The sequence below is a fragment of the Methylobacterium terrae genome, from assembly GCF_003173755.1.
Lineage (GTDB): Bacteria > Pseudomonadota > Alphaproteobacteria > Rhizobiales > Beijerinckiaceae > Methylobacterium > Methylobacterium terrae.
In genome coordinates, this window is record NZ_CP029553.1 from 5,724,261 (window position 1) to 5,748,071 (window position 23,811).

A 23,811-nucleotide genomic window follows, 5' to 3' on the forward strand; every position below is an offset into this window, starting at 1 on the left:
ACCATGCGCAAGAGCCGGTTTTGCGAGGAGCAAATCATCGCGGTGCTCCGCGAGCATGACGCGGGCGTGAAGACCGCCGATCTGTGCCGGAAGCACGGGATCAGCGATGCGACACTGTACAACTGGAAAGCCAAGTACGGCGGTCTGAAGGTGTCCGAGGCAGCGCGACTGCGCACCCTGGAGGATGAGAACCGGCGGCTGAAGAAGCTGCTGGCCGAGGCCGTGCTCGACAACGCGGCCCTGAAGGATTTGCTGGCAAAAAACTGACCACGCCCGCCGCACGGTTTGCTGCTGTCGAAGCCGTGATCAAACATCACGGCTTCTCGGAACGGCGTGCGTGCGGGCTTCTCGGGGTAGACCGCTCGGCTTTCCAATATGAGCGCAGGCCCGGCACCGATGACGCGCTACGAGCTCGGCTGCGCCACCATGCGGGCGAGCGCCGCCGGTTCGGCTACCGGCGGCTGGCGATGTTGCTCAAACGGGAGGGGGCGTGCGTGAACCTGAAGAAGGTCTACCGGCTCTATCGAGAGGAGAAGCTCACCGTGCGCCGTCGCGGCGGACGCAAGCGAGCACTTGGGACCAGAGCACCGATGGTGATCCCACAGGAGGCCAACCAGCGCTGGTCATTGGACTTCGTCAGCGACGCGCTCGCCGACGGGCGGCGCTTCCGCGTCCTGAACGTCGTCGACGACCACACCCGCGAGGCGCTGGCGACGGTGGTGGACACCTCGCTCTCGGGCCTGCGCGTCGTGCGCGAGTTGGACCGGCTCGTTGCCGAGCGTCGTTTGCCTGCCATGGTGGTGAGCGACAACGGCACCGAACTCACCTCGACCGCTGTCCTGCGCTGGGCTCAGGAACGAGGCGTTGAATGGCACTACATCGCGCCGGGCAAGCCGATGCAGAACGCCTTCGTGGAGTCGTTCAATGGGCGATTGCGCGACGAATGCCTGAACGAACATGTCTTCGGCACGTTGTTCGAGGCGCGTCGCATCATTGATGCTTGGCGGATCGACTACAATACCGCCCGACCACACACGAGCCTCGCCGGGCTGACCCCGATGGAGTTCGCCGCCAAGGCCAGTGCCCTCGCGATGCAACAGACTGGGGGCACTGCGCCGCGTGGGGGCTCCATGCCCCCAGCCTGTTGCTCACCCGCCCCGCAAGGGGCAGAACAGGAACAGACCTAACCTACGCGTGGCGGGAAAGCGGGGAGCAGGTCAGCCGCACCAGTGCTGCGGGGCGAATTCGTATGGGTGTCAGAGAAGTGGTGCCTGCCGTTGGCAGACACGAAAGTGCGGGCGAGATAAGTGGTGCCTGCCGCCGACGCTAGTGCGGCGCTGTCGATCGACGGGTTATATTATAGACTACGTTGGGCGGGTTGGATATAGGCTGCTTTTGCAGGATTGCCGCTTGGCTATTAGGGGATTTTGTTTGGTGTCCTGACTGTGTTTGTCCGCGGCGTTGCAGGAAGCGCATTGGGTCCGGGCCCGACGGCGAACCGGCCGCCGGGCCCGGATGTCATTGCGTAGATGAAGTGCTGGTTGTTGGTGCGATCAGGCGGCTTTGCGGCTGGGCGACGCTGCCGTACGGAGCCGATGGGCGGCGTCGGTGTCGAGTGCCGCCATGCCCTCGGTTGGTTTCTGCGTCGCGGCTGCTGCGGCGAGGTCGAGTTCGCCGTCGACGAGCCACCAGTCGGTGTAACGTCGATGAAGCGCGCGGGCGTGGTCCGGGAGGCCAGCGGTCGCGATGGCCGCGAATGCGTGCTCCAGCGTTGTGGGCACGAACGGTATCGGGCCGGCCTGGGGATCCGCAAGGTGGCGCTGGTAGGTCGCTGCTGCCGTGTGCGCGGACTGGTTGTGGGTGGGGGCGATGAAGACCAGGGTCGCTGTGTCCGCGAGCCCGGCTGTGAGCACCGCGCTCGCGAGGCAGTGTTGGCGGTAGAACTGCTGACAGGTAGATCCTGTCAGGGTCGGGTTGTCCGGGTCCACGAACAGGCCCGGGGTGGCGTGCGCGATCTGTGTGTGCCGCGGGTGGGGTGGGGGCGCGGGCTCGTGGCCAGGCTCGCTGTACTTGATCTCGATGCAAATCAGGCCGCGTGCGCCGGTCGCGCCCCGTCCGCGTATGACGACGTCGTAGGCGGTGCGGTCGGCGGTGAAGCGCGGGTCGCCGCGGCCCGGGCTGTGCTCGAACAGCACGTCGGTGACTTCCGTCAGCGTCCCCGGCAGGAACTCTGTGACGAAGCGGGTGGCGAGTTGCGAGTCGCCGGCGAGCGGGCCGAACAGGTTGAAGGCAAGCGGCTGGGAGGACAGCAGGTTCGTCTTGAGGCGGTCGACGTCATAGGCCGCGCCCGGCTCGCGGTAGGCCAGTGCGCGCGTGACCACCGGGACAATGTCGGGATGAAGGAAGTTGGCGCCGAGCGCGCCGGCCGCGGTCGAGATGCGCGAGCCGAGGCGGCGGGGGCGGTGCGGCTCGCGGGGGTTGACGTGGGTGCCCATCGCGAGGCCGCGGTCTTCGCGCCAGAGCGCTTGGAGGAAGCGGGCGGCGGCCTTGAAGCGGTGGTCGGCGGGGACGAAGACGTGGTGTCGGCGGCGAGCGGCCTCGGGGATGAGGGGCACGCGGTCGATCGGGCCGAGGCCGGAGGGGTCGAGGACGGCGCGGGCGGCGGTTGCGAGAGGGTTGGGGTCGTTAGTGGTGGCTGCCGGCAGGAGGGCGGTGATGTCCATCGGGGTGGTCCTGAATCACAGCCGCGGGGGTGCGGCTGGACCGGGGTTCCCGGAGGGGGCAGCGGGATGAACGACGAAGGGGACGGCGCGGCGTGGCTCCCTGCCACGCCGACTGTGCGCAGGGGCGTAGTCTGTCTGGTGCTTCGGCGTGATCGCCGGTGGAGGTGCCGGTCCGCCAGGCGGCGGTCGCAGCCGTCGTCCACGTCGGCGGTGGTACCGCAGGCATGCCGGCTCGTGTCGGCGTAGGGGTGGTAGGCGCAGGTAGTCCACTACCGCCGCCACCCGGCCGGCGGTGGGCGCCTCGTCCCTGGTCTGGTTGATGTTTTCGCGAAAATAGCGGGTCCGACAGCTGGGGTGCACCCGCTGCCGTGCGTCAAAGCGCCCTCGCCACTTCCGAGATGCGCCATCAGCAGACGTTCGGGCGAAACCACTCGAATGGCCGCTTAGTGCCCGACAGCAACCGTTGAGATGTGAATGCTGGGTCTGGCGCATACAACGTCCTAAGGTTCGGGTATCCGAGATCCTAGCCCGACGCGGTCCCCTGATGCCGACCGAGACCCTGCTGAAACTCAAGTCCGTGACGCTCCGTGGCGCCGCCCTGCACAAGGCGCGCCTGACGCCGAACACGCTCAGGAAGAAGATGGATGTCCGTGTCTCGTTTGGGTGGTATTTCGAGCTCTGCGAGGACGGCTGCAACACCCGCCGGGTCGGCTGAGGGCAGAAGGCTCGGACGGCCCCGGCGCGCCCGGCTCAGGCCGAGAGACGCCGCGTATTGTCCGCGACCAACTCCCGGTAGCGCGATACGACATCGCCGTGGCTGCCGCCCGCCATGAGGGTATTCGCGGCCTCCATCGCGGCCACGACCTTCTCGCCGACCATCGAGACCATCTCGGCCTGGGCCTCGGCCCCGCCCCATGCGATCCGCACCAGCCGCAACTCGATGACCTTCTGCGCCTCAAAGGCGAGCATGAGCGCGGGGAGGAAGGGGTTCAACATGAAGGCTCCGTACGACGGTGTCGTCGATAACCCCCATGCCCCAGCGAGGTATCCCGCGGCAGGTCGTCATGACGCGCCCAGGCGTCGGTCAGGGCAACCTTGGCCGTTAGCGCGCGTTGACGGACGCCCGAGTTGGTGGGCGCCTACCGGACGACCTCCCGATGCCCCTGGACACGATGCTGCAAACCGTCCGCGAAGAGACCGCCGCGGAGCAACTCCGCGCGGATGACCTGGCCGGGACGGTGACGGCCCTGCTCGGGGCAGGTCGCGACAGCGGCGACGCGGAGCGGGAGTTGTTCGGCGTCCTTGATGGGCTCGCCCTCCTTCGCATGCGGCAGCACGCCATAGGAGTCATGCGAACCTACGCCTTCACAGACGCCGTTGCGTAGGCCCCGTTCGGCGCCGCGTAGCGGCCGGATCACTTATTAGACAGTCGACGCCGTTATCTCGGCCGGCCTCGGGGTCGGCGCCCTGACGGCGCCGACCCATTCACTTACTTGGTGGTGCCGGCGGCCTGTTCCACGAAGGCCTTCCGCAGGTCGGCCACCACCGCGTCCTCGGCCTGCTTGGCCTTGACGACCACCGCGCCCATCCCGAAGAACTCGTGCGTGACGCCCGGGTAGTCGCGATAGGTCACCTGGCCGCCTGCGGCCCTCAGTTTGTCGGCAAGGGCCTTCCCGTCGTCGAGCAGCGGGTCGATCTGCGCTGTGACGACCGTGAACGGCGGCAGCCCCTTCAAATCGGCCTTGCCGACAACGTCGAGGCGCTGGTCGGCGCGGTCGGCGTCGTTGCGGACGGTTTGGTCGTAGAAGTACGCCATCATGTCCTTGTTCAGCGGCTTGGTCGACGTGTTGTCCTTGTAGGACTGCGTGTCGAGGTTCGTGCCGGCCATCGGGTAGACGGCGACGACGTAGTCCGGCTTCTCCAGGTTCTGGTCCCTGGCCGCGATGGCGACGTTCGTCGCGAGGTTGCCGCCCGCGCTCTCGCCGAGAAGGGCCACCTTCGACGGGTCGCCGCCGAAGCTCTTGGCGTTGGCCAGCACCCACTTGTAGGCCGCGAGCGCGTCCTCGTGCTGGGCTGGGAACTTGGCTTCCGGCGCGTGCCGGTACTCGACCGCCACCACGACCGCCTTCGCGCCCTTGGCGATGGCGCGCGGGGTGCTGTCGTAGGTGTCGATGTCGGCGATGACGAAGCCGCCGCCGTGGTAGTACACCACGACCGGCAGCGGCCCTTGCGCGCCCTCGGGGGTGTAGATCCGGATTGGCTGGGTGCCGCCCCCGGTCTCGTAGGTCATGTCCTTCGTCGTCACGCCCGGCTCGGGCGCGGTCGGCTTGCCCTGCTCCTTCAGCAGCTCCTTCACGCCGTCCGCTGGGGTCGGCTGCTGGCGCGCCTCCTGGGGAGACAGCTTCGGAAGCGGCTTCGGGTCGAGCTTACCCATGGCGTCGAGCACGTGCTTCATGTCGACGTCGAGGTTCGCCATGGGCGAGCCGGTCACCGTCGAGACGACGGCGTCGAGGCGGTCCTTGACGGTGGGTTTGGGCTGCTCCTGGGACCAGGCCGAGTTCGCTGCGAGCAGGGCCGTGCCGGCAACGAGCACGGACGCGAGTTTCGTCCGACGACGCATGAGGGTATCCGTTTTGGGAGGGGGAGCCGGCCGCGATCGGGCTCGGCGTCCCCCACCTAACCTCCAGGCCTCCTCGCCGTTCCCATCGGGAAGCCCGGCGCTCCTACGTGTCGGCGATCAGGTCCTTGATGCGGGTGGCGAGCGTCTCCAGCACGAACGGCTTCGTCAGGACCTGCATGCCGGGGTGCAGGTGCCCATTCCCAAGGACCGCGTTCTCGGCGTAGCCGGTGATGAACAGCACCTTCAGGTCGGGCCGCCGCTCGCGGCCGGCATCCGCCATCTGCCGGCCGTTCATGCCCCCGGGCAGGCCCACGTCGGTCACCAGCAGGTCGATGCGGACGTCCGATTGCAGCACCTTCAGGCCGGCGACGCTGTCGGCAGCCTCGATGGCGGTGTAGCCGAGATCCTCCAGGACCTCGGTCACCAGCATGCGAACCGAGGGCTCGTCGTCGACGATCAGCACCGTCTCGCCCTGTCCCGCACGCCCGACCTCCGCGAGCCGGCGCGCGACATCATCCTCGTCCGCCTCGCCGTAGTGACGCGGCAGGTAGAGGCAGACCGTGGTACCCTCGCCGACCTCGGAGTAGATCCGGACCTGGCCGCCGGACTGGCGCGCGAAGCCGTAGACCATCGACAGGCCGAGGCCCGTCCCCTGGCCCGTGGGCTTGGTCGTGAAGAACGGCTCGAACACCTTGTCGATGATGTCCGGCGCCATGCCGGTGCCGGTGTCGGTCACGCAGACGCTGAGGTACTGGCCCGGCGGCAGGTCGTGCTGACGCGAGCCGGCGTCGTCGATCCACTTGTTGGCGGTCTCGATGGTGATGCGGCCGCCGTCCGGCATGGCGTCGCGCGCGTTGATGCAGAGGTTCAGCAGCGCGTTCTCCAACTGGCCCGGATCGATCAGGGCCGGCCAGGCTCCCGAGAGACCGACGACCTCCAGGTGGATGCCGGGCCCGACCGTACGCCGGACCAGTTCCTCCATGTCGTGGACCAGGCGGTTCACGTTGGTCGGCTTCGGGTCGAGGGTTTGGCGCCGCGAGAAGGCGAGCAGGCGGTGGGTTAGCGCCGCGGCGCGCTTGGCCGCGCCCTGCGCCACGGTCATGTAGCGGTCGAGGTCGCCCATCCGCCCCTGCGACATCCGGGTCTGCATCAGCTCCAGGGAGCCCGAGATGCCGGCGAGCAGGTTGTTGAAGTCGTGCGCCAGCCCGCCGGTGAGCTGGCCGACCGCCTCCATCTTCTGCGATTGCCGCAGGGCGTCCTCGGTCTTGGCGAGGGCTTCCGCGGCCTCCCTCTCGACGGTGAAGTCGCGGCCCACCGCGTGGATGAAGCTCTCGTCCGGCACCGCCGTCCACGACAGCCAGCGGTAGCTGCCGTCCCTGTGTCGGTACCGGTTCTCGAAGCGCGGGATCACCGAGCCGGCGGAGAGGTCTCCCGCCGCCGCCGCGGTGGAGGCGGCATCGTCCGGGTGCACGAGGTCCATGAACGAGCGGCCGAGGAGCTCGTCCTCCGCCCAGCCGAACAGGGTCGTCCAGGCCGGGTTGACCGCCACGATGGTCCCGTCGAAGCGCGCCACCAGCATCACGTCGGTCGACAGGCGCCACATCCGGTCGCGGTCGCGGGTCCGCTCCTCGACCTGCTGCTCAAGGTTCTCGTTGAGGCTCTGGAGCTGCGCCGCCGCGCGCCTCCGGTCCTCGATGTCGGTGTTGGTGCCGACCCAGCGGACGACGGCGCCGTCGGCCCCGTGGATCGGCTCCGCGCGCACCAGGAACCACCGATAGGTCCCGTCGCGCCTGCGGATGCGGAACTCGGTCTCGTAGGGGTGGCCGGTCGCGAGCGCGTCGGCCCATGCGCGTCCGGCCGCCTCGACGTCGTCGGGATGGACGATGGCGGCCCAGGCCGTCCCATCGAGTTCGCCCGGCTCGACGCCGCAATAGGCGTAGACCTGCTCGTTGAACCAGTAGAGCGCTCCCGTGCCGTCCGCCGCCCATACATGGTTCGGCATCGCTTGCGCGAAGGCGCGGAACTGCGCCTCGCTCTCGCGCCGGCTCGCCTCGGCGCGCAGGCGCTCGATGGCGGCCCGGGTGCGCTCGGCGACGTCACGCACGAAGGCGAGCTTGTCCGGCCGCCAGTCCCGCGCTTGGCGGTCATGCAGGAAGAACAGCGCCACCACGCGCCCGCGCTCCATCACCGGCACGTTGATCAGCGCCCGCACGCCGATGCCGAGGAGAAGCTCCGGGGCGCCCGCGGTCCGCGGGTCGACGGTCACGTCCGCGATCACCACCTCGCGACCCTCCGTGAGGCCGGTTCGGACCTCGCCGTAGTCGTTGAGGCGATGACGGCCGGCTACGCTGGCGACGCCGGGGGCCGTCCAGTCCCGCTCGATCTCGACGGTGTCGAGGGTCTCGTCGACGGTGCCGTACCCGGCCCGGTCGAGGCCGAGGGTACGGGCCATGACCTCGGCGGCGGCGTAGGCCATTCCGGCGGTGTCGACGCACGCCTGGAAGCGGTCGCCGAGCTCGATAAGGGCGGTACGGAACGCCTCTTGGCGCCGACGCTCGGTCAGGTCGCGCGTCACCGTCCCGTAGCCGGCAAGCGTCCCTTGCGCGTCGCGGATCGGGAAGATGGTGTAGTGGACCGGGACCGCCGACCCGGTGGCGAAGTCGCGGAACGCGAGGTCGCCACCCCAGAAGCCGCTCTCCCGGACGGCCGGGAGCGCCTGTTCCAGAACGGTCGCCCGGTCCTCCGGGGCGAAGTAATCCACGATGTTGTGGGCGCAGGCCTCGTCGAGGCTCCCCAACCCGACCAGCCTCCGGCCGGCCTCGTTGACGAACTCGGGCATGCCCGCCGCGTCGGCGATGCCGATGAAGTCGCTCGATTGCTCCACGAGGGCCGCGAGGCGCCGCGCCCGTGCCTCCGCCGCGCGGGCCTCGGTGATGTCGCGCACGGTGCCGACGAAGCGCACGGGCTCGCCGTCGCGGAAGATCGTGTTGCCCTTGGCGGCAAGCACGCGCTCGATGCCGTCGCGCAGGCCGACGACGCGATACTCGGTGTCGAAGCCGTCGGTCGCGCCGATGGCGGCCTGGACCGTGCGGTCCGTGCGCTCCCTATCGTCCGGGTGCAGGCCCGGCAGAAAGGCTTCCTCGTACGAGACCGGGTCGTCCGGGGACAGGCCGAAAAGCGCCCGGGTGCGCGCGTCCCAGGTCAGCGCGCCGGTGACGAGGTCGTAGTCGTAGATGCCGGTCCCGGAGCTTTCCAGCGCCAGCCTGAGGCGGTCCTCGGCCTCGCGCAGGGCCGCCTGGGCGCGCTCGCGCTCGGCGATGTCGGTGACCATGACGAAGAAGCCGTCCACCACCCCGCCGGCGGTCCGGCGCGGGACGTAGCGGATCTCCGATTGCCGCCACTCGATTCCCCGGAACGGCATCTCGGCGTCGAAGGTGAGGTCCTCGCCGGCGAGCGCGCGCGCCATGAACGGGAGCCGGTCCGCGTAGGCCTTGGCGCCGACGACATCCTCGACCCGATGCCCGAGGATCTCACCCGCCGGCCGCCCGAACCAGTTCTCGTAATGCCGGTTCACGAAGCGATAGACGTGGTCCCGGTCGATGAAGGAGATCAGCACCGGCAGCGCGTCGGTGACGACCTGCAGCTCGTCCCGGACGCGCCGGGCCTCGCCCTCCGCGGCCGTCGCCTCGGTCCGGTCGCGCAGGATCTTGAGGAAGCCTATGTCGGCGCCGTCCGCGGCGCGGAGGGGCATCATCTCGCCGCTGGCCCAGAACCGGGACCCGTCCTTGCGGAGGTGCCAGCGCTCGTCGGAGGCACGTCCGGTCTCGGCGGCGCACCGCATCTCGATGGCGGGCCGCTCGGCCGCCCGGTCCTCCGGCGTGAAGAAGGTCGCGGCGGCCCGACCGAGCATCTCCCCAGCCGACCAACCCAGGAGGCGCTCGGCGCCCGGGTTCCAGGCGGTGATCACGCCATGAAGGTCACTGGTGATGATGGCGAAGTCGACGGCGCTGTCGAAGATCTCCCGGTAGTGCGATGCCTGGCTTTGGGTGCGCTCGTCGCGCAGGCGCGCCACCTCCGCCTCCAGCTCGCGCTCGCGTCGCCGGAGCCGCTCGATCTCAAGCTCGCTCACCGGCGCGTATCCCTTTCGACCGGAGCGGAAACCGGCCGGCCCACCGTGCGGGAACGTTCCGGGGTCGGGCGGCAGCGCGTACGACTGACGAGTGCGAGCGTGATCAAACCAGGTAACCGAATGCGGCGGCCGTGAGGGAATCGAGCGGCTGAATACTACGGAATGAGATCGGCCGCAGCATGGGCGTAGTCCGCACCCGCACCCTTACGCAAGCGTTCCCAGATGGCCCGCGGGCCGGGGATGCGTCGGTCGGCAACGGTCGTCCGGAGCCGGACAAGGGGGGCCTGCACGAACCCTTCGTGTCCGAATGGCCCGGCATGCGCTCCCGCAGGTCGAGCCATCGGTGATGCGGATCCGGTCCCGCGCGCGCGCCCGAACGGAGCGGGGAGGGATTCTACCGACCGTTGATGGGGCCAGGCGGCTGCGGCGCCGGCGGGTCGGCCGGCGGGTCGCCCTCGGGTGGGCCTGGGTCGGGCGGCGGGTCGCCGATGGGCGGCAAGGGGTCGTCCCCGGGGCGCGGCGTGTCCGATTGCATGTTGGATCCCCCATCCGCTTCCGAAACGGAAGCGAGCGTCAACGCACGTCCGGCCTGAACGTCCCGGGCTTGGTCGACCGTCCATGGGCAAAAGGGACGCTCGTCAGCCGTAGGCCAGCGAGGACCGTTCCCGCAGCGCCTTGCGCAAGGCCCGGCTGAGGTCAGCCACCGAGTACGGCTTGCCCAGGAGGGGAAAGCCGCCGGCTCCCTCCGAGGCCAGCACGTGGCTGTAACCGGACGTCAACACGACCGGCAGGTAGGGCCGGCGCCGTCGGATCTCACGGGCGAGGTCGACCCCGTTCATGCCAGGCATCACCACGTCCGAGAACACCACCTCGAAACGCTGCCCGACCTCGTCGATGGCCGCGAGCGCGGCCTGCGCGTCGGTCACCCATACGGCCTCGTAGCCGAGTTCCTTCAGCGCCTGCGTCGCGAAGGCGCCGACCTCCTCGTTGTCCTCGACCACGAGGACGGGAGTGCCGTGGCCGTCGATGAGCGGCTCCGTCTCCTCCTCGGGCTCCTCGCGCGTTTCCGCCCGGGCCGAGCGCGGTAGGTAGAGGGTGAAGGTGGTTCCGATCCCGAGGGCGCTGCTCACCGCGACTTCGCCGCCCGACTGCTTGGCGAAGCCGAACACCTGGCTGAGCCCGAGCCCCGTGCCGTGCCCGACGCCCTTCGTCGTGAAGAACGGCTCGAAGATGCGGTCGAGCAGGTCCGGCGGCATGCCCGCGCCGGTGTCCGAGACCGAGACGGCGACGAAGTCACCCGGTACGGCCGGATGGGCCCGCAGGGCCGGTATCCGGTCGGCGCGCCGGACCGCGATGCGGAGGCGGCCCTCGCCCTGCATGGCGTCGCGGGCGTTCACCACCAGGTTGACGAGGGCGGTGTCGAACTGGCTCGGGTCGGCGTCGACGTGGCAGCGCAGCCTCCGGCCGGCCTCGTCGGCGCCCGTATCCGTGTCGGTCTCCACCTGGATGCGGGCGCCGGTCAGCGTCCCGACCATGTCCGCGATGGCGGCCACCGACTGGGCGGCGTCGAATAACGCCGGGCGCAGGGCTTGGCGGCGCGCGAACGCCAGCAACTGGCTCGTGAGCTTGGCAGCCCGATCGACCGTGTCCGAGATGGCGTCGACGTACCGGCCCCGGCGCTCCTCCGCGAGGTTGGGTCGTTTCAGCAGGTCGGTCGAGGACTTGATGACGGTCAGCAGGTTGTTGAAGTCGTGCGCCACGCCCCCGGTCAGTTGCCCGACCGCCTCCATCTTCTGGGCCTGGCGCAGTTGCTCCTCCAGCGCCTTGCGCTCGGTGACGTCCCGCCCCGCCGCGTGAAGGCGATCCCCGAGCGGGATGGCGTTCCACGAGATCCATCGGTGGCCGCCGTCCGCGGTCATGACGCGGACGTCGAGGTTCGAGAGCTTCTCGCCCGCGCGGAGCGCCTCGAACGCGCGACCCGCGGCTCCCCGGTCGTCCGGATGCACGAAGGCGTCGAACCGGGCGCCGACCACCTTGCCGGCCGGCCAGCCAAGCATCTCCGTCCAGGCCGGGTTGGCCGCGCGGAAGAAGCCGTCGAAGCCGCATACGACCAGAAGGTCCCGGCTGTTGCGCCAGACCACGTCCCGCTCGGCCGCCCGGTCGCGGTCGCGTGCCTCGCGGCGGACCTCGTTCTCCTGCTTGTCGGTGACATCCTCGAACAGGAGCGCGACCCGGTTCGACGCGGGGTCGCCGACGCGCACCGCGCGGACGTCGAAGTGACGGCCGAACCGCGACGCCACCCCCCTGAAGTGCACGCCCCGTCCGGTACGCGCGACCTCGCCGTAGGTATCGAACCAGTGCCGCTCGTGGTCCGGCACCAGCTCGCGCATCCAGCGCCCTTCCGCGCCGGCCAGGACCGACTGTCGCTCGAAGGATGCGTTGACCTCGACGAACCGGTAGTCCTCGGCCCGACCCTCCTCGTCGAAGCGCACCTCGATGATGCAGAACCCGGCCTCGACGTCCTCCAGCAGGCTCCGGAACGACGCGCCACCGCCCGCGGCATCGGCGTCGCGCTCCTGGAAGCGGCTGACGTCGAGCTGGCTGCCGAAGAAGTACAGCAACTCGCCGTGCGGGCCGAAGACGGGGCTCACGTAAAGCTCGTTGACGAAGGCGGACCCGTCGCGGCGATGGTTGACCAGCTCGACGACGACGTCACGGCGGGCGGCGATGGCATCCCGGACGCGGGCCACGTCGGCCGGGTCGGTGTCGGGTCCCTGGAGGAAGCGGCAGTTGCGCCCGACGAGCTCCTCGGCCGCGTAGCCGGAGAGTTCCAGGAAGGCGCGGTTGGCGAAGACGATGGGGTTGTCCGGCAGGTTCGGGTCGGTGACGATCATCGCCATCCGGGTCTGCTCGGCGGCGGTGAACAGGAGATCGGACCGCGGCGAGCCCACGGGCGGCGTCCCGGCGCCGCGGAGCCGGGCCACCTCGTCCTCCAGGGCCCGTTCGCGCCCACGCAGTCGCTCGACCTCGGCCTGCAATTCAGCGGTGTCCATGACCCTCGTCTAGGTTTTGGCGCGATCTCCCGCCAGCCGGTACCGGGGGGCGTGCCATCCTGCCTGGGCGGCGGTCCATCACGCCGGCCCCGGATCCGAGGCCGCCATGCTCGTGGGGAACGCGGCGGATTTTGACGGCCGGGGCCCGCCGATGCCTCATCCTTGCACCCACATGCCAGGAATCCGTCCCGGTTTCCATAGTGCGCGATTCACCCCGAGGCGACCTGAGCCGGATCCTGCCGGTTCGGATCCGGCGCCGGTCGCCGGGCCCTTCGCGGGCACGGATGCCGCGGCCTTGGACCCCCGGATGCGGTCTCAACAATCCCGCAATCGTGAGCCATAAGGAGAGCCACGTGACGCGAGTGCGCGAGGCCACATGGCCCCGGCCGTCGAGCCACCGGCCACCGACGCCCACGGACCCGAGCACCATGACACGCTACCTCGTCACGCGCGCCAATTTCCTGGTCCTCGGCGTGCTCGTGGTCATCCTCGCCCTGGTCGGCGCGGTGACCTGGGAGCGCCTTAACGCGTCCCGGGAAGCCCGGCAGTGGTCGCAGCACAGCTACCGGGTGCTCGCCACCACCAAGGACCTCGCCATCGCCCTGAGGGATGCCGAGCGGGGCCAGCGCGGCTACTTGCTGACCGCCAGGGACGAGTACCTCGGCCCCTACCATGCAGCCCGCGACCGGATCGGCCTGCTCCAGGGCGAGTTGCTGAAGCTCACCGCCGACAATCCCGCCCAGCAGGAGCGCATCCGGGCGCTCGCTCCCATCCTCCAGCACAAGCTGGAGGAGCTCGCCCAGACCGTGCAGGCACGTCGCGACGGCGGGTTCGAGACGGCCCTGCGCATCGTCAACACCGACACCGGCCGCAACGACATGCGCGAGGCCGAGACGGCGATCACAGGCATGCTCGCCGACGAGCAACGGCTGCTCGACGAGCGCCTCGCCCAGAACGACGCCCGCGCGGGATGGGTGCGCTGGCTCGTCATCGCCGGTTCGGTGCTGGCCATCCTGACGCTGCTCTGGGCGGCCCGCCTCCTGAACCAGGCGTGGTCGCGCTCCTACAGGACCGAGGCCGAGCAGCGGGCGCTGGCCCTGCGGCTGCGCACCACCCTCGACAGCCTCAGCCAGGGCGTCGGCGTGTTCGGGCCCGACCGCAAGCTCGCGAACTGGAACGAGTGCTTCCAGGTGCTGCTCGACCTGCCCAAGGCGATGCTTCGTCCGGGCACCGCCTACGGCGCCTTCGTCGAGCACACGGCGGAGCCGGGGCGTCCGGCCCTGGAGACCGAGGACCAGGTTCGTCACGGTAGCCGGAACCCGGGCGAGGCGGTCACCTACGAGCGCGAGCGCGCCGACGGGCACCACCTGGAGATCCGTCGCACCCCGATGCCCGACGGCGGCTTCGTCCTCACGGTCTCGGACATGACTAAGCGCGCCCAGGCCGAGGGCGTGCTGCGCGAGGCCCAGAAGATGCAGGCCATCGGGCAGCTGACCGGCGGCGTCGCGCACGATTTCAACAACCTGCTTCAGGTCATCCTCGGGAACCTGGAGTTCGTCCGGGCCAAGCTCGATGGCGACGCCCGGATGCAGCAGCGGATCGAGCGGGCGGCCTGGGCGGCGCAGCGCGGCGCGACGCTGACGGGACAGCTCCTCGCCTTCGCCCGCAAGCAGCCCCTGGCGCCGGCGCCGATCGACCTCGCCGCGACCATGCCGGACCTAATCCCGCTCCTTCGGCGCACGCTCGGCGAGCCCATCGAGGTCCGCTACGTCGAGACCGTCGGGCTGTGGCCCGCGATGGCCGACGCGGCGCAGCTTGAGAGCGCGGTCCTGAACCTCGCCCTGAACGCGCGCGACGCCATGCCCGGCGGCGGGCGCCTCACCATCGAGCTCGGCAACAAGGTCCTCGACGAGGCCTATGCCAAAACCCACGCCGAGGTCGTGCCGGGCGACTACGCCATGGTGGCGGTGTCCGACACCGGCCACGGCATGACCCCCGAGGTGGTCAAGCGGGTATTCGAGCCGTTCTTCACGACCAAGCCCGACGGCAAGGGCACGGGGCTCGGGCTCGCCATGGTGTTCGGCTTCGTCAAGCAGTCAGGCGGGCACGTGAAGATCTACTCGGAGCCCGGCGAGGGCACGACCGTGAAGCTCTACCTGCCGCGTGCCATGGGTACGGTCGCCGCCAATGCGCGAACGAGTGCGCCGGTGGAACTGCCGCGCGGCTCCGCGACGGTTCTGGTGGTCGAGGACGAACCGGCGGTGCGCGAGATCGCCTGCGCGATCCTAGCCGACCTAGGCTACCGCGTCCTCCAGGCCCCCGACGGCGAGGAGGCGTTGCGCGTGTTCGGCGCGAACGCGGCGAGCGTCGACCTGCTGCTGACCGATGTCATCCTGCCCGGCAAGGTGCGCGGCCGCGAGCTCGCCGAGCGCGTTCGGGCGCTGCGGCCGGAGGTGAGGGTCCTCTTCATGTCGGGCTACACCGAGAACAGCATCGTGCACCACGGCCGGCTCGACGAGGGCGTGCAGCTCATCGGCAAGCCGTTCAAGCGCGAGCAACTCGCCCGCAAGGTCGCCGAGGCGGTCCGAGCCCCGGCGGTCCCGGCCGTCGAGGGTGGCAACGTCGTCGCGTTGCGGCCCGGCCGGGAGGCATAGCTCCTAGCGGGAGGACAACGGCATCCGGACCGAGACTCGGAGCCCGTCGGGGGCGAACGCCACGTCCACCGTGGCCCCTGTCTGGGATGCCAGGACCTTGTTGAGGAGGCGATGGCCGAAGCCTTCGCGGGTCGGGTGTCCCACCGGTGGGCCGTCGTGCTCCGCCCAGTCCCAGCGCAAGGCGCGCTCCGGCTGCGCCTCCTCGATCCACCAGGTCACCTGCAACCGCCCGTTCGGGTCGGCGAGCGAACCGTGGCGCAGCGCGTTGGTGGTGAGTTCGTGCAGGGCCATGCCGACCGGCACGGCGAGCTCCGAGGGCAGAACCACCCTCGGGCCCTCCAGGCTCAGGCGTCCGCGCTCGTCGTAGGGGCCGAGCTCCGCCCGTAGCAGCCCATCGAAAGAAGCGACCTGGGCAAGGTCCTCGGTGATCAGGGCGTGCGTTCGGGCGAGGGAGGTGATCCTGCCGGCCAGGGCACGGCTGAACTCCGAGATGGTCATTGACGAGCGGACGGTGGCGTTCACCACGGCCTGCACCGTGGCGAGCGTGTTCTTCACCCTGTGGTGAAGCTCGCGCACCATCAGCGCCTGCCGGTCCTCGTAGGCGCGCCGTTCGGTGACGTCGCGCTACGCGGATACCCAATGCGTGATGCGACCGTCCGGGTCGCGCACCGGCGTGATCACCCATTCGACCATGTAGGTCGAACCATCCTTGCGATAATTCAGTGCCTCGCCCTGGAACGGTTCGCCAGCCACGAGGGCGGCGCGTATGCTGTCGAGGACCGAACGGTCGGTGCCTGGTCCCTGCAACAGGCGCGGCGTGTGTCCGAGGAGTTCATGAGCCTCGTAGCCGCTCATCCGGATGAAGGCGGGATTGGCGTATTCGATGCGGGGACCGGGCTCGTCGGGGTCGGCGGTCGTGATGAGGATTGCCTCGCCGGAAGCCTCGACGGCGGCACGGAGCAGCCTGAGATCGGCCGCGGTCGCTTCAGTCTCGTCTCGCCCGACCACCCGCTACCTCTACCTTAGGCCGACGCAAGGCGGCTCGTGAGCCCGGACGCTGGTTCACGGCGGGCGTACGGTCCTAACATTCATCAAAGGCGCGGGTTGCCCAGGCGCTGCGTCCAGGGACGCGCCGCGGCGTCTCGGGCTGACCCTTTCGGAGGTTGCGGCATCGTGCCCGTAGGGGCGCGAGCGGCCTGCCGCGCTTTCAATTCCCGGTCTAGGAATATTCGCGTTGCTAGTCAGGCGAACGGGATATGACCTCCGCGGAAATCAAGGCTAAGGTGCAGGACACCCATCGCCGCGCGATGCAGAGCCGCTCGATCCAAATGTCGCGGGACTCCGGCATCCAACATATCTTCCAGGATGTGAGGTTGTTCGGTCGGGAAGCTGGGGCCGACTTCGTGGGGACTAACCTGGAGAGGATCGTCCGGGAGGCAGTCACAAGGGCGGAGTGCAGGGACAACGCGCTCGATGTCCCTGTTCACGGGTTCGGGCGCGCCGCCGTAGCCGGTATGGCGCAAGCGCTGCGTGAACTGACCGACCTCACGGTCGAAGAAAACGTAAACACCCTTCGGCTGATTTTGGCAGTGCCCAGCCCTGGATACGTTTAGACTTGATACGCCGGCCTGGTTCATGGAGTCTTGCCCCGCGCCTTCCGCGGCCTCGGCGGCGCGGTCGTGGCGCGGGCCCGGGACTTCGTCGGCTTCGATCCCGCCGAAGGTTTGGTGGTCGCCTTCGACCTGGCCTTGCCGAGGGCGCCTCCAAGCTTCGGCGGCTCGGCCGCGGCGGTCATTTCCCGGCGGACGGTGGTGACGACCCGCCGGATACCCCGGACGACGTCGAGCAGGGCCGCATCGACGCTTCGCCATTCCTGCAGGGTCCTCCCGTCCTCCGGCAGCAGCTTGAAGCCGGCGGCGGGGGTGGACTTCCAGTCGCAGGGTCGAACCACGACGGCAACGACCCGCATCGTGCCGCGGGCGCGTCGGTTCATGGCGCGCTTGTACTCGATGCTCCAGCAGTAGTGGCTGGCCAGGTAGTCCGAGCTGATCAAGCCCACGAAGACGTGTGCCTCGCGCAAGGCGCGGGAGATCTTGGTGTCGAGCTTGTCGCCCGCGTCCATGTCGCCATCGAACCAGGTCGTGACGTTGTCGGCCTTCAACGGGGCCAGGTGCGTCTCAAGCCGGCGCCTGACCTCCTTGTCGACATGCGAGTAGGATACGAAGATCCTGACCTCGGGCTTCCCGGGCTTGGGGAGGGCCGATGCGTGCTTGGGGGCCCGGGCCGGATTGCGCGTCGCGCCAGGCCGGGTGCCGGTCTTCCGGGTGGATGTCTGGGCGCGTGCGCGCATCGATGCCCCCGTCGAGATGGCGGCCAAGGTCGGGAGTCATGTTCCCTGGACCCTTTTTGTTCCGTGGGCCCAATTGGTTCGTGCGCCTCGAACGTGTCCCGGCAGCGGGTTCTTGGACGACGCTCCTATGGTCGCCGCACGGGTTACCCGGGCGAATGGGGGCCGGAACCCCTCCGGGGCGTGATCGAGCAGCGGGTCAAGTTCAAGAAGCTGTTCGCCTCCGAGGGGTCCAGCCGCTACCGCCGCCGGCCGGAGGACGACGCGTCCTGAGGCGACCCTTCGGCGGAAGGCCGGCGTCAATGCCTCGAAGTCCGACTGGAAGGCGTAACCGGGTCCTTCGCGCCCCACGAGGTCCTGGTCGGCTTCCCGAGCCTCCATGGTGCGATGGTGGCAGTCGGGTTGCGCATGTTGGTGCCGAGGGCTCCGCACATCGCCATGCGTCCGGGAGGGGCCATCCATCTCACGACAGGTCGCTAATGTGCCACGACCTGCTGATGTCGTGGCCACCGCTCATAGGTCCGCTTCTTCCTACCAAGCAGACTTCTGGGCTCCCAGGCTTGAAGGTCTGCAAGGGGTCATTTGGCAACCCGGGGGGCGACCATTCTGTTGGCACGCCGCGGCCATTTCGACCGCGGCGCTTGGATCAGATTTCGGTCTGCTCCGAGAGGATCAGCGCGTCGTCAACCTCAATGCCGAGATAGCGAACCGTGCTCTCCAGCTTGGTATGGCCAAGGAGCAGCTGGCAGGCTCGGATATTGCCGGTTCGCTTGTAGACCAGGGCGACCTTCGTGCGGCGCAGGCTGTGCGTACCGAAGGCTGACGGGTCCAGGCCGATCAAGGCGACCCAACGGTCGACCAGCCGACTATAATGGCGCGTCGTAAGATGCTCTCCGAGTCGACTCCGGCTTGGAAACAGCCAGTCACTGGCTTTCAATTTGCGCGTAGTCAGCCAAGCCGTGAGAGCCTCGCGCGTCGGCTCGGTGATCTCGAACGGAACCGGCCTGCCGGTCTTGCGCTGGCACACGGTCGCTCGGAGACGTACGGCGTCGCCCAGGTGGATGTCGCCCACGCGCAGGCCGACGAGATCACACCCGCGCAGCTTGCTGTCGACGGCAAGGTTGAACAGGGCAAGGTCTCGCGTGCGGTTGGCGAGCTGAAGGCGCGTGCGCAGGGCCCAGATGTGCTTCGGCTTCAAGGGCGGTTTGGGTCCGACAATACGGCCGCGGTTCCAGGGAACACGTGTGCTGGTGGGAACGGTAACGACTTCGGGCATGACAAGCTCCTAGGTTGAGGAGCTCGTCATGAGGAACCCGATAATGCCGCTAAGCCCAATCTCGAATGACGGTTATCTGCAGCATAAGCTGACATTGGCGACGGCGGGCCTGAACCGCTGCCCCCGACCCCTCTCGGACTTTCGGAAGGTCTGCCCTACGGCAATCTAATTAGGTCGAAGTGGTCGAGCTTGGCCTGGAGTGGAGCGACCGATTGTAGAAACGTAGGCGGACGAAGCGGACGCGCCGCTACCGGTGGACGCGCGAGGCGCCTCAATAGGCGGTCGAAGACCCAGGTTTCATCGCGTTGGCGTTCTATGCAGCACCCAGTTCAGCCCAAGGGCTGCGAGCGTGCACATGGCACCGGAGACGAGATAGGCGCCGACCGACCATAGGCCGAAGGTGCTCGCGAGCCAGAGGGCGACGAGCGGTGCGAAGCCGGCGCCGATGAACCAAGCGGCCGTCGCGGTTGTGCCCGCGCCTGTGTAGCGGTGCTTGGCCGAGAAGCTGGCGTTCAGCGCACCCGAGGATTGGCCGAAGGCGAGCCCGAGGAGGGCGAAACCCAGCAGCACGTAGGTCCATTCGCCTACGGGCCCCGCGTCGAGTAGCCGCGGCGCGAAGCCGCCATAGGCGCCGATCAGCACCGCGGAGAGTCCTAGCACGGTCCGCCCCCCGAGCCGATCCGCGAGGAGCCCGGACAGCGCCACGGTCGCCAGCCCGACGCCGGCCCCGACCAGCTCGATCACTAGAAAGCGCAAGGGTGCGTTGCCTCCAGCCAACACGACCCACGACAGGGGAAACACCGTGACGAGGTGGAAGAGCGCGAAGCTCGCCAGGGGGGCGAACGCACCTAGGACGACCGTTCGCCCCTCCTCGCGCACGAGGTCCGACAGGTGGGACGGCTGCAACTCTCGGCTCTCGTAGAGCCGGGTGAACTCGGGGGTGGAGATGAGGCGCAGCCGCGCGAACAGCGCGACGACGTTGATGACGAAGGCGACGAAGAACGGGTAGCGCCAGCCCCAATCGAGGAAATCCACCGGCTTCAGCGTCGCGAGCAGGAACGCGAACAGGGCACTCGCCACGAACATGCCGATCGGTGCGCCGAGTTGCGGGATCATCCGGAACCAGCCGCGCCGTTCCGGCGGCGCGCTGAGCGACAGCAGCGCGGGCAGGCCATCCCAGGTGCCGCCCTGCGCGAAGCCCTGCCCGATTCTGAGGATCGCCAAAAGGATCGCGGCGAGACCGCCGACCTGCGCGTGACCCGGCAGGAACGCCATGGCCGCCGTCGATCCCCCGAGCAGGAAAAGCGCCGCCGTGAGCTTGACCCCCCGCCCGTGCCGGCGGTCGATGGCCATGAACGTCAGCGCGCCGAAGGGCCGGGCGACGAAGGCCAGCGAGAAGATTGCGAAGGAGGCGAGCGTGCCGGTCAGGGCGTCGGCGTTGGGAAAGATCAGCGACGGGAACACTAGCACTGAGGCGATGGCATAGACGAAGAAGTCGAAGAACTCCGACGAGCGTCCGATGATGACGCCGACCGCGACTTCACCGGGCCGGATGCGGTGCTCGCGCGCGTTGACGAGCCGGGCGTCGCGCTCCAGCGGCGTCGAACTCGCGGGTCCGGCGGTCGTGGCTGCCATCCGTTCGGTCTCCTCAAACGTCCGCGCCCCATAGGGGGCGGACCGCGCCTCGGCGGCGATCGGTTCCCCCACGGCCTTAACAGCGGGCGATCCGAGGAGATTTGACCGCGGTCAAAGTCGGCGGGCGCCCGCGCAAGCTATTTCGGCGGCCATGTCCGACCCAGCATTCAGTCCTACAGAACGGGCTTTCGCCCGTCTTGCGCTCTTGGCGCTCTCGCCGCTCTGTCTCGGCGGCTGCGACATGGTGGTGATGAACCCGACCGGAGACGTCGCGCTGCAGCAGCGCAACCTCATCCTGTTCTCGGTCGGCGTGATGCTGCTCATCATCGGGCCGGTGATGGTGCTCACGGTGCTGTTCGCCTGGCGCTACAGGCGGGGCAACCCGAACAAGGTTTACGATCCGGACTTCGACCACTCGACTACGCTCGAACTGGTGATCTGGTCCTGCCCGCTGCTCATCATCATCGCGCTGAGCGCGGTGACCTGGACGAGCACGCATCTGCTTGATCCGTTCCGGCCCCTGGAGCGCCTCGCGCCGGGCGTTCCCGTTCCGCCCGGCACGAAGCCGCTGAACGTCCAGGTCGTCGCACTCGATTGGAAGTGGCTGTTCATCTACCCCGATCTCGGGATCGCCACCGTGAACGAACTGGCGCTGCCGGTGAACGTGCCGGTACGCTTCGCGATCACCGCGAGCGACCAGTTCAACACATTCTACGCGCCGACGCTTGCCGGCATGATCTACGCCATGCCGACCATGCGCTCGGAGCTGAACGCCGTGCTCAACAAGCCCGGCGAGAGTTGGGGCTACTCGGGCAACTACACCGGCCGCGGCTATTCCGACATGCGGTTCAAGCTGCGCGGCGTCGAGGCGGCCGACTTCGACCGCTGGGTGTCGGCGGTGAAGGCCGAAGGCGGCAGCCTCGCGCTCTCGAACCTCGTCGATCTGATCAAGCCGAGCGAGCGGGTGCCGGCGATGCGCTTCGCCTCCGTCGAGGAGGGGCTGTTCGACCGTACGCTCAATCGCTGCGTCGAGCCGGGCAAGCCCTGCATGATCGACCTCATGCGCCGCGACATGGAGGCGGATAGGGAGCCGGGTCGAGACCGCGCGCACCCGCATGGGGGGGCGGCGATGCGCTCCGGACGCGCAGCGGAGCCGCTCGTCGGCGGCAAGCCCAAGCCTGCCCTGGACAAGGCGCCCGAGGAGAAGGGCTCCGGCCCGAACGTCACCGCGCCTGCCCAGTCCGATCCCCCCGGCGCGCTCGAGCCGGGCAGCGCTCACAACCGCGACCACCAGTAATTCGGCGCCCTGCCCCTCCATCCCTCCGCTTGCGCGGGCACGCGATGCGCGGGATCGACTCTTTCTCATCGGGACCGTCATGACCGACATCCATCTGAAGACACTCTTCGGACGTCTGACCTGGGAATCCTTCCCGATCCACGAGCCGATCCTGCTCGGCACCTTCGCCGTCGTGGTGCTCCTCGGCCTCGCAATCGTCGGCGCGGTGACGTGGTACCGGCTCTGGGGCTACCTCTGGCGCGAATGGTTCACGAGCGTCGATCACAAGAAGATCGGCATCATGTACGTGATCCTCGGCATCGTCATGCTGCTGCGGGGCTTCGCCGACGCGCTGATGATGCGCGCGCAGCAGGCGATCGCCTTCGGGGCGAACGAGGGCTACCTGCCCGCCCACCACTACGATCAGATCTTCACCGCCCACGGGACGATCATGATCTTCTTCGTGGCGATCCCGCTGGTGGTGGGCATCATCAACTTCGTGATGCCGCTCCAGATCGGGGCGCGCGACGTCGCCTTTCCGTACCTAAACAACCTCAGCTTCTGGCTCACCGCCGCGGGCGCGGTCCTCACCATGGTCTCGCTGTTCGTCGGCGAGTTCGCCCGCACGGGCTGGCTGTCCTACGCGCCGCTGGCCGGCCTCGACTACAGTCCGGATACGGGCGTCGACTACTACCTGTGGTCCCTACAGATCGCGGGCGTGGGCACGACGCTGTCGGCGATCAACATGGTCGCCACCATCGTCAAGATGCGCGCGCCCGGCATGACCATGATGAAGCTGCCGGTGTTCTGCTGGACCGCGCTCTGCTCGAACGTGCTGGCGATCGCGATCTTCCCCGCGCTCACCGCCGCCTTCTTCCTGCTGATGCTCGACCGCTACGTCGGCACGAACTTCTTCACCAACGACCGCGGCGGCGCGCCGATGATGTACTGGAACATGGTCTGGATCTGGGGCCATCCGGAGGTTTACGTCCTCGTCCTGCCCGCGTTCGGCATCTATTCCGAGATCACCTCGACCTTCACCGGCAAGCGCCTGTTCGGCTACACGTCGATGGTCTACGCCACCGTCGTCATCACGCTGCTGTCCTACCTCGTCTGGCTGCATCACTTCTTCACGATGGGGGCGGGGCCCGGCGTGAATTCGTTCTTTGGCATCGCCACGATGGTGATCTCGATCCCGACCGGCGCGAAGATCTTCAACTGGCTGTTCACGATGTACCGCGGCGACATCCGCTTCGAGTTGCCGATGATGTGGGTCGTCGCCTTCATGCTGACCTTCGTCGTCGGCGGGATGACCGGCGTGCTGCTCGCGATCCCGCCCGCCGACTTCGTGCTCCACAACTCGCTGTTCCTCGTGGCGCACTTCCACAACACGATCATCGGCGGCGTCGTGTTCGGCCTGTTCGCCGGCATGGTCTACTGGTTCCCCAAGGCCTTCGGCTTCAGGCTCGACCCGTTCTGGGGCAAGGTCGGCTTCTGGGGCTGGGTCGTCGGCTACTGGGTCGCCTGGACGCCGATCTACGTGGTCGGCCTGATGGGCACCGCGCGCCGCGTGCGCCATTTCGACGATCCGAGCTTCCAGCCCTACTTCGTCATCGCGGCCATCGGCGCGCTCGTCATCCTGGTCGGCATCCTGGGCTTCGTGATGAGCATCGTCATGGGCTTCGTGAACCGGGCCGCGTTGCGCGACACGACGGGCGACCCGTGGGACGGCCGCACGCTCGAATGGTCGACCGCCTCGCCGCCCCCGGCCTACAACTTCGCCTTCCTGCCCGTCGTGCACGACCTCGACGCCTGGTACGACATGAAGAGCCGCGGCTACGCCCGGCCCACGCGCGACTTCCGCCCGATCCACATGCCGCGCAACACCGGCACGGGCGTGATCCTCGCCGGCCTGTCGCTCGGCCTCGGCTTCGGCATGGTCTGGTACATCTGGTGGCTCGCCGCCGCGAGCTTCCTCGCCCTGCTCGCCGTGGCGGTCGGGCAAACCTTCAACTTCGCGCGCGACACCTTCATCCCGGCCGACGCGGTCGCGGCGACCGAGGGCGAGCGCGGAACGCCGCTCGGCCGGGGAGCCTGA

At 68.7% G+C, this 23,811-nt stretch carries 17 protein-coding genes; 7 read left to right on the forward strand and 10 right to left on the reverse strand.

Going from position 1 to position 23,811, the window contains the following annotated elements:
- Positions 1-3 precede the first annotated feature (3 nt).
- A protein-coding gene (locus DK419_RS26510; protein ID WP_425352611.1) for an IS3 family transposase occupies positions 4-1,187 on the forward strand; the annotation gives its coding sequence in 2 pieces (ribosomal slippage) (positions 4-256 and positions 256-1,187; 1,185 coding nt in all).
- Between the two features lie 366 nt (positions 1,188-1,553).
- On the opposite strand, the gene DK419_RS26515 is transcribed toward DK419_RS26510, so the two are convergent.
- On the reverse strand, positions 1,554-2,723 hold the full coding sequence (locus DK419_RS26515; RefSeq protein WP_245442732.1) for a PGN_0703 family putative restriction endonuclease: 1,170 nt from the start codon (positions 2,721-2,723) through the stop codon (positions 1,554-1,556).
- A 544-nt stretch (positions 2,724-3,267) separates the two neighbouring features.
- On the opposite strand from DK419_RS26515, the gene DK419_RS29105 reads away from it, so the two are divergent.
- On the forward strand, positions 3,268-3,438 hold the full coding sequence (locus DK419_RS29105) for a hypothetical protein (protein ID WP_167450851.1): 171 nt from the start codon (positions 3,268-3,270) through the stop codon (positions 3,436-3,438).
- A 35-nt stretch (positions 3,439-3,473) separates the two neighbouring features.
- On the opposite strand, the gene DK419_RS26520 is transcribed toward DK419_RS29105, so the two are convergent.
- Positions 3,474-3,719 carry a hypothetical protein gene (locus DK419_RS26520; protein WP_109961723.1) on the reverse strand — a complete coding sequence of 82 codons (246 nt, stop codon included), beginning with the start codon at positions 3,717-3,719 and terminating at the stop codon, positions 3,474-3,476.
- Between the two features lie 161 nt (positions 3,720-3,880).
- Here DK419_RS26520 and DK419_RS26525 point away from each other — a divergent pair, with 161 nt between their 5' ends.
- The gene (locus DK419_RS26525; protein ID WP_109961724.1) at positions 3,881-4,108 is read left to right on the forward strand and encodes a hypothetical protein; all 228 of its coding nucleotides are present in this window, start codon (positions 3,881-3,883) and stop codon (positions 4,106-4,108) included.
- A 104-nt stretch (positions 4,109-4,212) separates the two neighbouring features.
- Here the strand turns inward: DK419_RS26525 and DK419_RS26530 are convergent, their stop codons facing one another.
- The 3 genes from DK419_RS26530 to DK419_RS26540 form a co-directional block, all read right to left on the reverse strand.
- Positions 4,213-5,316, reverse strand: coding sequence for an alpha/beta hydrolase (locus DK419_RS26530; protein ID WP_245442733.1), 1,104 nt, complete (start codon positions 5,314-5,316; stop codon positions 4,213-4,215).
- Between the two features lie 130 nt (positions 5,317-5,446).
- Positions 5,447-9,472: a PAS domain S-box protein gene (locus tag DK419_RS26535; RefSeq protein WP_245442734.1), complete on the reverse strand. Its 4,026-nt coding sequence runs from the start codon at positions 9,470-9,472 to the stop codon at positions 5,447-5,449.
- 638 nt (positions 9,473-10,110) lie between these two features.
- Positions 10,111-12,525 carry a PAS domain S-box protein gene (locus DK419_RS26540; RefSeq protein ID WP_208642249.1) on the reverse strand — a complete coding sequence of 805 codons (2,415 nt, stop codon included), beginning with the start codon at positions 12,523-12,525 and terminating at the stop codon, positions 10,111-10,113.
- 428 nt (positions 12,526-12,953) lie between these two features.
- Here DK419_RS26540 and DK419_RS26545 point away from each other — a divergent pair, with 428 nt between their 5' ends.
- Positions 12,954-15,179 (forward strand): CHASE3 domain-containing protein, encoded by a 2,226-nt coding sequence (locus DK419_RS26545; protein WP_109961726.1) that lies wholly within the window; start codon positions 12,954-12,956, stop codon positions 15,177-15,179.
- 3 nt (positions 15,180-15,182) lie between these two features.
- On the opposite strand, the gene DK419_RS29690 is transcribed toward DK419_RS26545, so the two are convergent.
- Positions 15,183-15,758: a sensor histidine kinase gene (locus tag DK419_RS29690; RefSeq protein WP_245442735.1), complete on the reverse strand. Its 576-nt coding sequence runs from the start codon at positions 15,756-15,758 to the stop codon at positions 15,183-15,185.
- Positions 15,759-15,803: 45 nt separating this feature from the next.
- Positions 15,804-16,187, reverse strand: a complete 384-nt coding sequence (locus DK419_RS29695) for a PAS domain-containing protein (protein ID WP_245442736.1) — start codon at positions 16,185-16,187, stop codon at positions 15,804-15,806.
- A gap of 248 nt (positions 16,188-16,435) precedes the next feature.
- On the opposite strand from DK419_RS29695, the gene DK419_RS26555 reads away from it, so the two are divergent.
- The gene (locus DK419_RS26555; RefSeq protein ID WP_109961727.1) at positions 16,436-16,792 is read left to right on the forward strand and encodes a hypothetical protein; all 357 of its coding nucleotides are present in this window, start codon (positions 16,436-16,438) and stop codon (positions 16,790-16,792) included.
- Positions 16,793-16,812: 20 nt separating this feature from the next.
- On the opposite strand, the gene DK419_RS26560 is transcribed toward DK419_RS26555, so the two are convergent.
- The 3 genes from DK419_RS26560 to DK419_RS26570 form a co-directional block, all read right to left on the reverse strand.
- Positions 16,813-17,529 carry a toll/interleukin-1 receptor domain-containing protein gene (locus DK419_RS26560; protein ID WP_109961728.1) on the reverse strand — a complete coding sequence of 239 codons (717 nt, stop codon included), beginning with the start codon at positions 17,527-17,529 and terminating at the stop codon, positions 16,813-16,815.
- Positions 17,530-18,172: 643 nt separating this feature from the next.
- Positions 18,173-18,802, reverse strand: coding sequence for a tyrosine-type recombinase/integrase (locus DK419_RS26565; RefSeq protein WP_109961729.1), 630 nt, complete (start codon positions 18,800-18,802; stop codon positions 18,173-18,175).
- Between the two features lie 297 nt (positions 18,803-19,099).
- Positions 19,100-20,437 carry an MFS transporter gene (locus DK419_RS26570; protein ID WP_109961730.1) on the reverse strand — a complete coding sequence of 446 codons (1,338 nt, stop codon included), beginning with the start codon at positions 20,435-20,437 and terminating at the stop codon, positions 19,100-19,102.
- A 250-nt stretch (positions 20,438-20,687) separates the two neighbouring features.
- On the opposite strand from DK419_RS26570, the gene cyoA reads away from it, so the two are divergent.
- Complete coding sequence (gene cyoA, locus DK419_RS26575; RefSeq protein WP_245442737.1) at positions 20,688-21,734, forward strand: ubiquinol oxidase subunit II; 1,047 nt, start codon at positions 20,688-20,690, stop codon at positions 21,732-21,734.
- A 79-nt stretch (positions 21,735-21,813) separates the two neighbouring features.
- Complete coding sequence (gene cyoB / locus DK419_RS26580) at positions 21,814-23,811, forward strand: cytochrome o ubiquinol oxidase subunit I (RefSeq protein WP_109961732.1); 1,998 nt, start codon at positions 21,814-21,816, stop codon at positions 23,809-23,811.

Bases quoted from the DNA above. Each gene is read 5' to 3' on its own strand.
- DK419_RS26515 (WP_245442732.1), bottom strand. From the start codon at position 2,723: ATGGACATCACCGCCCTCCTGCCGGCAGCCACCACTAACGACCCCAAC.
- DK419_RS29105 (WP_167450851.1), top strand. From the start codon at position 3,268: ATGCCGACCGAGACCCTGCTGAAACTCAAGTCCGTGACGCTCCGTGGC.
- DK419_RS26520 (WP_109961723.1), bottom strand. From the start codon at position 3,719: ATGTTGAACCCCTTCCTCCCCGCGCTCATGCTCGCCTTTGAGGCGCAG.
- DK419_RS26525 (WP_109961724.1), top strand. From the start codon at position 3,881: ATGCCCCTGGACACGATGCTGCAAACCGTCCGCGAAGAGACCGCCGCG.
- DK419_RS26540 (WP_208642249.1), bottom strand. From the start codon at position 12,525: ATGGACACCGCTGAATTGCAGGCCGAGGTCGAGCGACTGCGTGGGCGC.
- DK419_RS26545 (WP_109961726.1), top strand. From the start codon at position 12,954: ATGACACGCTACCTCGTCACGCGCGCCAATTTCCTGGTCCTCGGCGTG.
- DK419_RS29690 (WP_245442735.1), bottom strand. From the start codon at position 15,758: ATGGTGCGCGAGCTTCACCACAGGGTGAAGAACACGCTCGCCACGGTG.
- DK419_RS26555 (WP_109961727.1), top strand. From the start codon at position 16,436: ATGACCTCCGCGGAAATCAAGGCTAAGGTGCAGGACACCCATCGCCGC.
- DK419_RS26560 (WP_109961728.1), bottom strand. From the start codon at position 17,529: ATGCGCGCACGCGCCCAGACATCCACCCGGAAGACCGGCACCCGGCCT.
- DK419_RS26565 (WP_109961729.1), bottom strand. From the start codon at position 18,802: ATGCCCGAAGTCGTTACCGTTCCCACCAGCACACGTGTTCCCTGGAAC.
- DK419_RS26570 (WP_109961730.1), bottom strand. From the start codon at position 20,437: ATGGCAGCCACGACCGCCGGACCCGCGAGTTCGACGCCGCTGGAGCGC.
- cyoA (WP_245442737.1), top strand. From the start codon at position 20,688: ATGAACCCGACCGGAGACGTCGCGCTGCAGCAGCGCAACCTCATCCTG.
- cyoB (WP_109961732.1), top strand. From the start codon at position 21,814: ATGACCGACATCCATCTGAAGACACTCTTCGGACGTCTGACCTGGGAA.